The sequence below is a fragment of the Fodinibius roseus genome (assembly GCF_900129315.1).
GTDB classification, from domain to species: domain Bacteria; phylum Bacteroidota; class Rhodothermia; order Balneolales; family Balneolaceae; genus Fodinibius; species Fodinibius roseus.
In genome coordinates this window covers 12,517-27,590 of sequence record NZ_FQUS01000024.1, presented here as the reverse complement: position 1 = coordinate 27,590, position 15,074 = coordinate 12,517, and the positions used below count along the sequence as shown (strand labels likewise).

Below are 15,074 nucleotides of genomic sequence, written 5' to 3'. Positions count from 1 at the left end.
CAAAACCTCCTGCTGAATGGCATCTTTATGCTACCCCTGCTCATCCTCATCTTCTTTCAACCCCTCAGCCGAGTTTTCATCCAAAAAGAGGATGGTATTCGGGTGTCTTCTTAGCACAGAAGCCGGGCAATCCGTCGTAATGGGACCGTACAGAGCGTCCCGCACGGCCTGCGCCTTCCGGCTGTCGGGCACCACGCAGCTGATGACATTGCTGTCCATAATAGCCGGAATGGTCAGCGAAAGGGCCTGTTTAGGTACATCTTCGATACTGTCAAACCATCCCTCTCCCACCTGCTGATTGCGGGATTTGTCATCCAGCTCTACGATCTTTACCAAATGGGGATCATCAAAATCCGCTATGGGAGGATCATTAAAAGCAATATGGCCATTTTCTCCGATTCCGATACATGCGACATCAATGGGATGATTCTTCAGCAGCTGCTCATACCGGTCGATCTCTTCCTCGATGTCCTCCGCATCCCCCTGCAGGAAATAAGCCTCTTTCGGCTGCACTTCATCAATAATGCGTTCATGCAGGTATTTGCGAAAGCTGGCCTTGTGACTGGGGCTCAGCCCGATGTATTCATCCAGGTGAAAGGTCGTTATCTTCGACCAGTCCACCGACTCCATATTTTTAAAAGCATCCAGGAAGCTGAACTGAGAAGCTCCCGTTGCCAGCATCAGGTTCACCTGCCCCTTCTGCTCAATGACGGATTGTATATTCTCAGCTACGAACTCGGCCGCGGCCTCACCCATGGTTTCCCTGGAATCGTATGCCTGAACGGTTAGTGAATCAACTCTGGTTTTTTGTATAAGATGGTTTTGTGCCATAGAATAACGTGTTTATGCCCTGCTAACTTTTTAATAGTTAAGAACGTATGCTTTTGATTATACAAATAAAAAATATTTTCCCACAAACTTAAAATTACTTACACATAGTTTAACATCCATTGATAACTTCGAAGCTCGGCAACCTGGGGCACACTGTGTCCCTCTTCGTGATTGAACAGCCCTGTGCTACAGGGTTTGCCATATAACTCGTAGACCGACAGTGCCTCTTCAATAAACGGCCAGCTCTTGCTGCCGTCGGCACTGTCCCCGCCCACCAGCAAAAAAGGCCGCGGGGCGATAAGCCCCAGCAGTTCATGGTGATCATGCCCGAAATCCCGAATTTGCTCACTTAAATACCATGGTGCATCCCAGTTGGAGAAGCCGGTACTGATGCCCCCTTCACTGCTCACGGCCGCCTTTACCCGTTCATCGAAAGCCGCCAGGTAAAGCGCCTCCTTCGCCCCCAGGGAGTGTCCCATCACCCCAAGCCTGTTCCCGTCCACCATGGACAGATGCTGCAGCACATCGAGTCCCCGGGAGGCGTCAAACAGCATTTTTGCCATGCCTTTGGCGTCCGGGTGACGTTTGTTAAACTGTTCAGCCTGCTCTTCGTAGGAACGGCCCCCTTTATCCACCCATAGAAAATTCATGGGACTGAACGTCACGCAGCCGAGCTGGGCAAGCTTCAGGCCAAAAGCTTTTTCGGGCGCACCCCGCACGCCGGCCGGTTGCTCAATGGTGTTGTCCGTGGTCGAATGGAGGGTTAAGACCCCGGGCAGCGGTCCGTCATGATACCGGGGCTTAATCAGATAGCCCTGTACGATCATACCCGGCTCTCCCTCATATTCCACCAGCTGTCTGATCACCCCGGTCGGGCGATCTTCTTCAATGACCTCCGATTGCGGAGGATCGGGATTCCCCGGCAGCGGTCCGATAAAATTGAGCCAGCGCTCCCTGATCAGGGCACGCTTTTGTTTCCAGTCCGCCAGCGATTCGATCGCCCGGCCTTCCGCGTCCACCCGCAGAGGTGAGAGTTGGGGATTGCTTCCGGATACCCCCTTATGGGGCTGCTGAATCTCTTTCAGCCAGGGAACCTCGCGGGCCCGGCTTCTTTCGGGTCGTTCGCTGCCAGCCGCATGCGGAGCTATACAGCCGGTGAGGGCCGCCGAAGCAGATAGCCGCATAAAATCGCGTCTTAACATATTGTCCGTTTGCTTTTTCCGGAATCTGGGAAAACACCGACTCCTTTATTACCGTCCAAATTAAAGAAACCTTTGCAAAACCGCTGTTTTGCCTATTATCTATATTTTTCACGATTTCAAAATCCGCATGCATCGTCTATACACTGCGGTTTTAAAATCACACTGGCTTGGGGATTGAACACCTCCTCCAATTTTTCAAGGGCTTCTTGAATATAGATAAAATATGAACTTTTACAGGAATCATTTAACACCTGCTCGTTCGACGAATCGAAACTTTCATAGCATATCACCCCTGCCATGCTCCGCTAAACGCCATAACATCGCCAGTCAGCAAACCGTCAATTAATATGTAATAATCATAATAATCCATAGCGCAGGAATGAATTCCCGCGCTGTGGATTGGATATCGGACCGGGCACTATTTAATAAGCTATTCGGAAGCTCTTGGTCCTACCAGGTTTCCGCTTCAATTGTTTCAAGCGGAGGCTCGTTATTCTCAGAGCCGGGGTAGCCCGGATTCTGGTTAACTCTTCCCTGGGTATTGGACTCAATCATATTATCGGCAACCGGCCACAGGAAGTTATGAGGATTGATATGGGGGTGAATACCACCGACAATCTCCACTTGATCTCCGATGGGATACGGAATCCCGATCGAAATACTGGTCCCGCTCTCGGGGTGTTCCGGATAATAAAAATTACGGGATATTACCCGGTCGTACCACCAGTTATCCTGGTGAATCGATTCCATGTCATAGCCGCCTCTGCCCAGCTTGGCCATCGTAAAGGAGACGCGTGCCAGCTCGTTCTGCTGCATGCCCTCGGCAAACAGTTCTCGAACCCGCTCGTCAAAAATGTAGTCGATGGTGACGTCCCCGGCCGAAATAAGGGGGGCTTCCGCCCGCGCCCTGATCTTATTGATATCGTCAGCGGCGGCCTGCAGGTTATCCAGCCAGTAGTTGGCCTCGGCCCTGATCAGATAGGTCTCCGCCAGGCGAAACAGGTACCAGTCCCCGTTTCCGCCATAGGGACGCGCATCCGTGCTCTCCTCCGGGACGTAGGTCTTATAGAACGGCATGGCGTACATGGAGGTAATCACTCTGCCGCGCGCCCCCGTCGTATATTCGATGGTCCACTGCTCGCCGTAATTGACCGATTCGGGGTTGTTGTATCGCATCTCATGCACATCCACCCAGTTAATATCCGCTCTGCGCAGGTCGGGGGTATCTTCCCACGTATACCCATCTTCTTCCCAGGCGCGATACTGCAGGAACTCGGTCAGTGCGATATCCGGATTGCCCCGTCCGAGGGTGTCGTACATCGGGCCGGCGTCAATCATTCCGGCGTTGCCTTCGCTGTCGCGGTGGCGAGAGTGCCACCAGTCGGGGTGAAACGTCCGCATCGTAAACATTCCGGCATCGTCCCGGGCACCTACCGGGGCCTCGTACCGGTCCACAATAGCCAGGATCGTTTCCGTATTGGCCGAACTGTTTTTGTTCATCGGCCGGTGCAGGTCCCAGATAACATTGCGCTTGGGGTCATCCGCATCCTGGCCGAACCGCTCGGTCATCAGGGCATAGGGACCATTGATCACTTCGCTTGCCGCGTCTATAGCCTTCTGAAACTCCAGGTTGGCCAGGTAAATTTTGGACAACAGGTGATATCCGGCGCCCCTGCTGACCGCACCCGGGATAGCCTCCTCCGGGAGATGTTGCACCGCAAACTCCATATCCGACTGAATTTTGTCCAATATGGCTTCCCGCGTATGTGTCTGGAAGTCCAGTTTGGCTTCCTGTATCTCATTTCCCACAAAGGGAACGTCCCCGTAACTGTGTACCAGCCGGTTGTACCAGTAGGAGCGGTGCCACAGGGCTTCGGCCAGTATCTCGTTTCGCCGCTGCTGGTCATCCCACTCGATATCATCGATTCTGGAGATGACCACGTTGGCATCTTTGATATAGGTGTAGACATCATTGATCATGCTCGCCTGCTGGAAAAAGCCCACATAGGTACTGGGACTCCCGTTAAGGTGATCCTTGTCCATTGCCCAGATACCGATTCCCGCTTCCGTGGCGTCCCACTGTCCGATAAAAAGGGCGCTGCCGCGTCCCCCGGTAAATTCGGCGTCAGCAAGGGTCTTTCGCATGGTTACCAGCTGGGCCTGGAAACCCGCTTCATTGGTATAGGTATTCTCCGGCGCAAAGAAGGATTGCGGCTCAGGCTCCAGGAAGCTGTCTGAACACGATATCAAGATCAGAGAGCCGATCATCAATACTAAAGTGTGTGTTATAATCCGTTTCATAATGTTTTTACTTTAAATCGTTTGAATTCACGCTGCATTTTTCAATTTCGTTACAAGGACAGGTTCAGCCCGATTGTGAAGGTACGCGGCATGGGTATATTGTTTCCATTATTATCCCATGACTCGGGATCCCATCCGGGCCAGTTGTCAAAGCTGTGGAGATTTCGTATGGAGCCGAAAAATCGAAGATTCTGCAGCTGCAATCGCTGGATAATATGCTGAGGCAATGAATATCCCAGGGTGACGTCCTGAATGCGTACAAAGGAGGCTTTTTTATACATCATGATGCCCCCGCCGAACGGATCGTCGGTCAGCGAGGTCCGCGGCCATTCATTCGACCGGTTCTCTTTTGTCCAATAAGGCGTGGGCGGCGTGTTCCGCCGGTCATACGTCGAATGCGAGTGGATCGCATCTTCAAACGGAAGTTTATGCCCCAGGTTAGCACGAATAAAGACCGAAGCGGAAAAGTTTTTATACGATACGTCATTCCGGAACCCGAACCGGTATCGCGGCTCGGTATAACCGATGAAACGCTTGTCGTCCTGCGATTGATACGTTCCGTCATCATTGACGTCAACGGCTTTGATATCACCCGGACTCAGGTTGTATTCTTCGGCTGCTTCCGCCTCTTCCACCTGCCACATGCCCTGAATATCATAGTCCCAGATCACGTCGATGGACTTACCCGGGAACCAGTTGTTGGAATAGTCCGGAAGCTCTCCCTCGTATTGCTGTCCCTCTAACGTATAGGTCCCGGTGTCCCCGAACAGCGACTTGATCTCATTGCGGTTCAGGGAAAAATTCAGGTTCGATTGCCAGTTCAGATCTCCGGAGCTGATATTCACCGTATTTACGGTAAACTCGAACCCCTTGTTGCCCAACTCCCCGATATTGGTAGTCACCCCGTCAAAACCGGTAAGCAGCGGCAGCGTCCGGTCAACCAGCAGGCTCTCCGTCGTCATGTCATAATAGTCGAGGCTACCGCTGATGCGGCCGTCCATGATCCCGAAATCCAGGCCTACATTAAAGGACTCGGTTTCTTCCCAGCGCAATCCTGGATTGGCCAGGGAGCTGGTTTGGACCCCCACCTGCACCTGGGATCCGTCGTAATACAGGTTCGTACCCAGTTGGGCAAGAGAGGAGTAGGTCCCAATGCTCCGGTTACCGTTTTGTCCGTAGGATAACCTTACCTTCAGGTTGCTGATCAAATCGGAAGTAAAGAAATCCTCCTCAGAAATCTGCCACGCAAAGGCGCCGCCCGGAAACACCGCCCTGGGGTTCTGCTGGCCAAAAGCGGAATAGCCGTCTCGTCGTACGGAGGCCGTAAACAGGTATTTATCCATCAGCGTGTAGTTCAGCCGGGCCAGCATCCCCTCCCCGGTCGTTTTAACATCCTCCGTTTGCAGGAAAGGGTTGGTTCCGTACTGCAGTCCGCCGTATCCGAGGTTTGCGGAGGGACGAAATCCGGTATTACGCTGAAAGCTTTCCCATGATTGGTTCTCTTCCACCTCATGCACCAGCGTCACGTTGAAATCGTGCACGCCATACTCTTTTTGCCAGGTCAGCATATTGGTGAGCATCCAGTCGAAGCGAGTCTCGTCCTCCCGGTCCGCGCGTCCCCCGGAAACGATCTCTCCGCCGGTCCGCGTATTCTCTCCCCAAAATTGATAGTCTTTAAACGTCCGGTAGCGGGGCTGGAAAGTCACCCGGTGCGTAAAACCGTACGGAAGCGCAACTTCCAGAAACGGGGACGCAAAGAGGTTGTTTATTTTCCGTTTTCGCTCTGCATTGATCGTATTGAGTGCGGGATTGGTCACAATATAACCGTGCGGATACCACTCCACATTCCCCTGTTCGTCATACAGACGGGAAAAAGGACTCATCAGATGCGGATCACCGGCAGGGATCGTACTCTCGTCGCGGTCCGAATACTCCGCATTAATACCCGCGCTTAACCAGTCGGTTACCTGGAAATCCACATTCAGTCTTGTCCGTATCGCCTCGAACTGATCGCCAAGCCTGACGCCTTCATTATCCACCCGGCCGATCGACCAGTAGTACTGCACATCATCGGAACCGCCGGAAATACTTAAATTCGCATCCTGCTGAAAGCCGGTCGGGTAAATATAATCCGCCCAGTCAAACGTGTCGCCCGCCAGGTACTGCTCTCGCTCGAGCGGAAAGAAGTTCATCCGGCTCATCCACTCCTCCTGGTTGTCCGAAAGAGGATTTTCATTGAGCGAACGCCACTCATCGGTGCTGACCCCTTCTGGCAAATTATCGGGCCGCGACCAGTAGTGGTCCGGCTGACTCAATCCCTGCGAGCGGTAATAGTCCTGCCTGAACGAAATATATTCCTCGGGTCCCCGGTACTTGTAATGATCGGTGGTGGTCTCCGTCAACCCGAATTTGGTACTGAATTCGATCGTGGGCTTGCCCGACTGTCCCCGTGTCGTGGTAATCATGACAACACCGTTGGCAGCTCGTGCCCCATATACCGCGGCCGAACTGGCATCTTTCAGAACGTCAATGGATTCAATGTCATTGGGATTAATATTCCGCAAATCGCCCCGGTAGATGACCCCGTCCAGCACAATCAACGGATCCGTATCAGCCGTCAAAGAATTTGGTCCCCTGATTTGGAAGCTCGTCTCGCCACTGGCCGTTGCACCCTGACTGGCGTTAAAGCCGGCAATTGTACCGGTCAGCATATCAGAAACATTGGTTATTCCCTGATCCCGGAATTTCTCACCGTCTACGCGGTCCACGGACCCGGTCAGGTCCTGCCGTTCCCTCGTCCCGTATCCGACCACGATAACTTCATCCAGCCTTCCCATGTCCAGCTGAAGGCTTACATCGATGACTTCCTGTTCTCCGACCGTGATTTCCTGGGACCGGTATCCCACAAAAGAAAATCGCAACACGGTCTCAGGTCCCGATACCTCCAGGCTGTATTCCCCGTCAAGATTCGTTGCCGTCCCCTGCGTACTTCCCGGGACAGTTACGTTCACGCCCGGGAGCGTTTCCCCGGTTTCAGCATCGGTCACCGTTCCCGTAACCGTCTGCTGTGCATATGCAGAACCTGCCAGTCCCAACAACATCAGACCGGCTGCAAACATACATAGGATCCTGTTGATCACCTTTTTGTAGAAATGTTTCATATTGATATAACTATTATAGGTTTGTCTTATAGTTGTATTTGTGCAGGGTTCCCCTGAAGATGTACTGCTGACATTCCCCTATAGGTTGAGTTCCTATACTCTTTAAATGCCCTGATTGTATTGTGCATTTAGCCTGCAAAGAATACTAAAAGTGTCAAGCAACGCCTAAGTATAAACAATAAGAAACTAAGGATGCCCTAAAGAATAAGCACATTAAAATACCTTAGTTTCCTTATGTTATATAATTAATACACATAACTTCGTATAAAGTATTATAAAATAATTAATAAAAGAAATAATAAATAAGAATTACCGATAAATACAGGAGATAGGAAAAAGGAATCCCGCAAACAGAAGGAATTATCGTGTTAATATTTATCTAACGTAAGAAAACCAGGAATGCTTTTAAAAAGAGTTAATGACTAAGTCTCTGTAGGCTCCCCTGAACATTGACTATGCAAATGCCCTCCATAATCTCCCCTTGTCCCCCGCCCATCATTCATTCAGTCAAAAGCAGATAACCGGGTCTCATCAGAAAACGAGAAACCCTTTCTAATCCTCCCGCTCCCGAACAATCCCCAATACGTCCAGATCATAATCCGTATAGGTCGTATACCGGCCATTGAGCCACAGGACGGCCTCGTAGCGTTCATTGCTTACGACGACGGGACGGATATTATCCTGGTCGGAATTTTCCGTGACGGGGGTCCACTCCCAGCTCGCCCCCCGGTCGCTGGTGGTGCCCCGGAATATTTCATAGCGGCGGGGACCCCCGGGATTCAGCTCCTCCCCGGTCGCCGGGTCCACATCCGCGGAGATATACACCACATTCGGGTCGTCCGGGTGCAGGGTAATCAGTCCCGTGTATTCATTCTCCCCCGGGTACAGCCGGCTGCCGGCATAGGCAATCTCATGCTCCTGCCACTGCTCCCCGTCCCAGCGAGCATAATGATACCGGTGATCGAATCCCGCTTTGTCCGTCTGTTCTCGTTCGCCAAGTGCAATAGGATCTTTGGTCACCGAAAAAGCAACATACGGGCGGCCCTCCCCATCCAGCTCAATGTCGCTGGTCCAGGCCACATCCGCCCGGGTGGTGGAATCCCCGTCGAACACCGTGGTGAAATCGTAGGGTTTCAGGTCCGTGGACTCCTTCCCGCTCAGCGGGCCGAGAGCCTGCCCGCCGGACCCATATACCTGCTCGCCATCGGTGTACCCGTGGTAGATACTGTTGTTGTAATTGCGTGGATGGGCTTCTGTCATGATAAAATGGATACGGGACCAATTATCAGAAGCATATTGTATATAAGGGCGGCCCGGATGCGCCAGCAGCTGTCCCCCGTACCGCCAGGATTCTCCCTCATCCTCCGATACCATGTAATTAGGGTTCCATCCAATCCCCCGGTGAAAATTATAGATCTTTCCTTCCTTGCATAAATGATACACATTTGAATAAGTGGTTCCACCCTTAGTATTCGCTGTTTGTTCTAGTCCCCACTCGCTGATATCGCCCGGGCTGGATGAGATACGATACCGCATTTTGGTATCCACCCCGTGACCGGCATAGACGGTCAGGTACCGACCGTCCGGCCGCTTGAGCAGCACGCCCACATTGTGGTCGTCCGGCTGAAAGGTGGTATCATTCAGCACGACGGTCTGCTTTTCCCCGGTGGCTATATTATAGCTGGAGACGGTATTCGCTCCCTCCGAGGTCACCCCGGAAAATAGCAGCTGATCCCCGTCCAGTAGGACCCGCTCATCTTGGAACCAGCACCAGCTTGAATTATTGCTTAAAAGTATAATCCTTTTTTTAATCACTTTTCACCTGAGTTGAAATAATATCCTATCATCCCAAAATTTTCTTTCCAGTCCTCTTTCAACCGCTGTGTTTCTATAAAATTAGATTGACGATCTAATTATCTCCCCACGTTTTAACTTCCTCTTCCAGTTCGCCTTTTGACATTGTATAAATACGAAGGACTTCCGAAAACTTAATATCATCTTGGCGGGGCGAATGAAACTTACTGCTTATTCCTCTCCCATGGGTAAGATGAAATAAAGGGCCGGAAACTCGTTTATATCGGTGTCCCAATATTTTCCATCTGTTTATTCGCTCTCCATCCGCTCTTCCCCAGCCGTAAAAATATTCATTTTCAATCCCGGATTGTACGTATTTGTCTCTATTGGCAAAAAATCCACCCCCGACAGGATTGGGAGCATACAGTTCTTTCATTTTTCCTTTGTTATCCTTCAGGATTCTAAGATCTCTTGTCTTAAAATATAATTCTCGTATAATATGGGTCGTATCCAAAGCCTTATCTTTATAGGGAGAAACAAAATCTGCTTCATCTTGGCGCAGCCATTCCACTGACATCATTATTTGTCCCGGATCTATAATTACATCTGTATCCCAAACTGCAAGATAGGGAGTACGGCAGTTTTCAACCGCCTTGTTGATGTATTTTGTCTGATGTAAAATAGGGTCATAATCTTCCACAAAATGATAGGACACTTTTTGAGGCAGAAGCTTACGAACTATACTATTATTATAATTTGCAGCTTCCAACACGTAAATATTTGTATCAAAATGATGGGATATAAAATCAATAACCATTAATATATTCTCCAAACGCTCGATGGAGTCAACCTTTAACCGAAATAGAAAAGTGACATCTTGTAAATCTGTTTTATTGTCCATGATTAGTTACCAGTTTGATCTTGATTGTGTAAATTCATATGGTCTTTTGACAGAATATTTAAAAAACTATAAAATCTATCATTCTGTGCCTATAGAACAATCTTACTATATAGAGTTATTGCTTCTAAAGTGAGATTCTTTAGTTATGTTTAAAATGGCAGACTGGGTTTTTCAAAGCCTTCTAACAATGTTAACAGATGTAATCCTACCCCTGTAAGTCCATAAAACAACAAGCCTAAGCTTCTGCTTTCTATTTCATTTTGTTCAATTTTTTCCCAATATTCAGAATAAATAATCTTTTCTATCAGCTGCTCACGATTAAATAACAATCGATCTACCTGGATTAACTGATGCAATTGCCGGCTTACTAAATCCACACCCGCGGCTCCATGCATTAGATGAAGGCTTTTATCTCTTAATTCTTCTTCCAAAATTTCATCCATTGCTATATTCTGTTTTAACAGAGTAGCATGATTTTGCCACTCTGGCAGATCAATCTGTTGTAGAATACTTTCTATTCCGAGCAACAGATATAGTCGATTACTCGACAACCGAGGATAAAGTGATAAAACTACAGGAGAAAGATGATCTATTATATGGTTTATTTTATAACTATAAATGTCCATTTCTCTGACTTTGCCAAGCAGTATCAGGCAAAGGGGAAGATCCCAGGAAACATCGAACATCAATGGCTCCTGAACACTATATTTTCTCTCTTCCACCCTTTCTCCAATGTGATTTACAAGTCTGATTAACAACCTTCTAAAGACAAATGTACTTGGGTCTTCTGTTTGAATATCCTGCTTTGACAAGCGCGATAGAACATATAACAGAGATCCCATAGCTCCTTCCAAGATTCCTATTGGCAGCTGGTCATTGGCAACTATATGCCGATATATTCTATTGTCTGTCTTTGAAAAAATATCATCAGTATCTGTGTTGACAAATCCATTTTGAGCCAAATACTCAATCCCCAACGCTATTCCGGCTAATCCATCTTCAAAATTTACTGGAATACCATTCCTGCTTAGTCCCTCATAAACCTCATCAAATAGTCGCTGGGCTAATTGATGATGTTTTTTACTACCAGTTACTTTGGCAAAGTGAAAGAAGTAGATGCTTATCCCCAATTTTCCATTAAGTAACCCCATGTTGTTCATGGCAGGGGCAGCCTGCATCAATATGTCATTAATGACCTTGGTTTTTTCAATAACCATATCCCTTTTTATCGGATCCCCTGTATCTTTTATCAGCTCGATATCCATTTGCCTCATTTTTTGATGTAAATTTTAACCTACTGTTGTTATTCTTACACTCAACAAGTTAGCCTTTATTATTTCAGTTGACTCATAATGTTGTTATATACCCGCTCCAACAACCGCATGTCCTGAGTGATGATCTCTGCCTGTCCCCGCATCCCGTCAGTCGGAGTCAGCTCTCTGCCGTAGTTGGTGGAGAATCCCTCAGGAAAGCGGACTTTAGCAAAAAAAACGCTATCTCTGACTGGGATACTGGAAAGGTAATCAATTCGCCCGGGGACCGAACCGAACTCCTGATGCGGGTAGCCGCTAAAACGAATCAGCACCCGCTGATCTTCTCGGATCTTTCCGAAAGAGTTCTGAGAAACCGTCATTTCTCCAAAAAATTGTGTGTTCTCAGGCTGGATATAAAAGATCTCTTGTCCAGTCCTGAGCGTCTGATTTTCCTGTAGAATCCCGGCGTAGATTATCTGCCCGGAGACCGGCGCTTCCAATAGATATTGTTCCTTCCATTCCTCTATAGTACTTTTCAGGGTGTTTAGTGCCTGTAGGAATATAGCTTGCTGTTCAGCAATCTGCTTTTCAAGCTCCATCAATTGCTGTTGCTTGGCTGTTTGATCGGCTTTATTGCTGATGATTGCAGACTCAGTCTGCTGCAGAGGCAAGCGGCGGCCAAGCAGATTGCTTTCGACCTTCGCCATCTCCGCAGGAGCTGCCAGTCCTTTATCTGCCAACGTTTTTTGCCTGTTGTATTCCTGCTGGGCCAGTTGGTAGTCTTCCTCCTGAATTTGCTTCTGTTCTCTGAGTCTTTCCAGAAGTTGACGGGTATATTCCATTTCCTGCTCCAAGATATCCTGTTTCTGATGGTAAAAACCACCAGGCAGGTACGAAACAAACTCACGCCATGTTTGCTCAAAGCTCTGAAAATCGTTCTGCAGTTCTCCAAGGTCCGAATAACCATCTAAATGAACCGCCCTAAACTGATGTAACTGTCCATCAATAAGCCAAGTGCGCATGCTGTTGACCTGCGCAGAAAGTTCCATTATTTGCCGGTGACTGGCGGTACTTTCCAACCAGGCCAAGACCTCTCCCTCTTCCACATGACGGTCATTTTCTATTAGCAACCGGACCAGTTTACCATTTATTTTACTTTCAAGTGTTTTGGGAGCATCAATGGCCGTTACTCGTATGGGAGCGTTAATAGCTTCCGGGTATTTTATCGCCCAGGCCGACAGCAAAACCAGCATCAACACTCCGAAAAAGGCAGTAATTCCCCATCTCACCAGCCAGTGCGGTGGACGGCCGATGATCTCCTGCACCTCAGCGCTACGGACGTCCAATTCAGACCAATCAGTATGCTCCGACGCTTCCGGATCTCCGTTTGTACTTGGATTATTTATTGTCAGTTCTTCCATTTGGACTACGAGCCTAACTCCAATTGATTCTCCACCAGATCGAAATACGCCCCCTCTGAATGGATCAGTTCACTGTGGGTTCCCTGTTCAGTTATTATTCCATCATCAAGTACTACAATATTATCGGCGTTCTTCACTGTACTGAGGCGGTGGGCTACAACGACTACTGTTCGGTTTTTAAAAAAATGCTGCAAGTTTTTCATAATCTTCCGTTCATTATTGGCATCCAAGGCGTTAGTGGCTTCGTCAAAAAAGATAAACTCGGGCTCTTTATAGACTGCACGAGCGATGAGAATCCGCTGCTTTTGACCCTCGCTGACGCCGTTACCTTCCGATCCGATTTTGGTATTGTATCCCAGAGGGAGAGAATCTATGAAATCCCTGATATTTGCAACCGTAACAGCCTCCTCCAGCTTTTCCAGGTCCGGCTGCTCCTTACCTACGGCAATATTACTGGCGATGTCGTCAGAAAACAGATATCCATCTTGCATGACCACACCACAGTGCCGCCGCCAGGCGCGATGGCTGATTAGATCCAAGTTGCGTTTACCCAGCAGTATCTTTCCCTTATCGGGATCATAAAACTTGAGCAGCAGTTTCAGCAGCGTGGTCTTTCCGCATCCACTCATGCCGACCAGCGCCGTGGTCTTTCCCTCCGGAATCTGCAGGTTTATATTCTTTAATACCGGCTCATTGCCTGCTCCCGGATATGTGAAAGTCAGATTGTCTATTGTGAGATCTCTGGTTTCTGGCAGCTGGTGGGTTAGGGTTTTCTTCACCGGTTCTTCATCTTTCTGCTTATGGACCTCGTTCAGCCGCTCCATACTCAGATAGGCATCCTGGGTCGATCGAACAAAACCGATAAGCTGCTCGACCGGGCTGTTGAGCTGTCCGATGATATATTGAATGGCCATCATCGCTCCTAAGGTAAGCTGGCCCTGTACCACTGCCACAGCTGCCAGGAAAGTAATTCCGATATTCTTGCCCTCATTAATAAAAAAGGCTCCTCCCTGTTGATATTGTTCCAGAGAAAGGTTTCTTATTTTATAGCGGAACAGCCGGGCCTGCAGCCGCTCCCACTCCCAGCGTTTTTGGCGTTCACAGGTGTTAAGCTTAATGGACTGCATACCCTGAATGAGTTGAATAATCTTACTTTGATCGCTGGAGGAGATACCGAACCGCTGGTAGTCCAGTTCCCTGCGTTTCTTCAGGAATAACAGCACCCACCCCACATACAGGGTGCTGGCGACCAGAAATACCACAAAAATAAGCATGTGATAGTAGGCCAGTACTAAGGAAAACACCAATAAATTCATAATAGAAAACAAGGTGCTGAGAGTCTGATTTGTCAGGAAGTCCTGGATCCGTCGGTGATCCTCCATCCGCTGCATAATGTCGCCCGTCATCTTCGTATCAAAAAATGCCATCGGCAACTTCATCAGTTTGATCAGAAAATCAGACAAGATAGAAATATTGATACGTGTGCTCATATGCAGCAGAATCCACGAACGGATAAACTCCACCCCCGTGCGACCCGCAAAGAGCATGATCTGTGCGACCAGAATAATGTAGATAAAATTCAGATCGCGGGTTTGGATTCCAATGTCTACCACCGCTTGGGTAAGAAATGGGAAAATAAGCTGCAGGATGCTGCCGGCCGCCAGCCCCAACGCCAGTTGAAATAACAGGTCTTTGTATGGCATGACATACCGGGCCAGCAGGCTGAAACTTATTTGTCCCGATTTTTCATCATCCAACTCATAAAATTTGGGTGTGGTGTGCAACAAAAGCGCAATACCGGTACGTTCACCATTCGACTTTGCATTCAACCAATGTTGCAGAAAGTCATTTTTTGATAAGGCTACCTTTCCCTTGGCCGGATCGGCTATATATACTTTGCCACGCTTAATCCGATACACCACCACGAAGTGCTCCTGATCCCAGTACACGATACAGGGTAGCGGAGCCTGCTTCTTCAGCTGCTGCCAGGTAATCTTGGCGCCCACCGTACGGAAACCGATGCTTTCAGCCGCTTCGCTGATGCCCAGCAGGGATACGCCCTCGCGATTGATACCGCTCCGGTTACGTAGTGTTTCCATCGTATAGCTTCGCCCGTAATGGCGGGCCACCATACGCAAGCAGGTGGGGCCGCAGTCCATGGCATCGTACTGACGGTAGGTTTTGAAAGTACTCGCAAAAAACATGTTAAC

General features: G+C 48.9%; 9 protein-coding genes. All 9 read right to left on the bottom strand.

Translation table 11 applies throughout. The annotated features are described in order from the left end of the window. Window positions 1–30: 30 nt before the first annotated feature. Complete coding sequence (locus BUB16_RS17575) at window positions 31–831, bottom strand: glucosamine-6-phosphate deaminase (protein WP_073067519.1); 801 nt, start codon at window positions 829–831, stop codon at window positions 31–33. A 98-nt stretch (window positions 832–929) separates the two neighbouring features. After that, a complete protein-coding gene (locus BUB16_RS17570; protein WP_139240365.1) occupies window positions 930–2,033 on the bottom strand; it encodes an alpha/beta hydrolase family protein in 1,104 nt (367 codons plus the stop codon). A 450-nt stretch (window positions 2,034–2,483) separates the two neighbouring features. Then, window positions 2,484–4,334 (bottom strand): RagB/SusD family nutrient uptake outer membrane protein, encoded by a 1,851-nt coding sequence (locus BUB16_RS17560; RefSeq protein WP_084088405.1) that lies wholly within the window; start codon window positions 4,332–4,334, stop codon window positions 2,484–2,486. A gap of 50 nt (window positions 4,335–4,384) precedes the next feature. Then, entirely contained in the window at window positions 4,385–7,495 is a 3,111-nt protein-coding gene (locus tag BUB16_RS17555; protein WP_211483222.1) for a SusC/RagA family TonB-linked outer membrane protein, read from the bottom strand. 552 nt (window positions 7,496–8,047) lie between these two features. Then, a complete protein-coding gene (locus tag BUB16_RS17550; RefSeq protein ID WP_073067512.1) occupies window positions 8,048–9,310 on the bottom strand; it encodes a BNR-4 repeat-containing protein in 1,263 nt (420 codons plus the stop codon). A 94-nt stretch (window positions 9,311–9,404) separates the two neighbouring features. After that, a complete protein-coding gene (locus tag BUB16_RS17545) occupies window positions 9,405–10,190 on the bottom strand; it encodes a hypothetical protein (protein ID WP_073067510.1) in 786 nt (261 codons plus the stop codon). A 149-nt stretch (window positions 10,191–10,339) separates the two neighbouring features. Continuing rightward, window positions 10,340–11,455 (bottom strand): lanthionine synthetase LanC family protein, encoded by a 1,116-nt coding sequence (locus BUB16_RS17540; protein ID WP_170864454.1) that lies wholly within the window; start codon window positions 11,453–11,455, stop codon window positions 10,340–10,342. A 68-nt stretch (window positions 11,456–11,523) separates the two neighbouring features. Further along, window positions 11,524–12,864: an HlyD family secretion protein gene (locus BUB16_RS17535; protein WP_073067506.1), complete on the bottom strand. Its 1,341-nt coding sequence runs from the start codon at window positions 12,862–12,864 to the stop codon at window positions 11,524–11,526. Between the two features lie 5 nt (window positions 12,865–12,869). Beyond that, window positions 12,870–15,068: a peptidase domain-containing ABC transporter gene (locus BUB16_RS17530; protein WP_073067504.1), complete on the bottom strand. Its 2,199-nt coding sequence runs from the start codon at window positions 15,066–15,068 to the stop codon at window positions 12,870–12,872. Window positions 15,069–15,074: the final 6 nt, after the last annotated feature.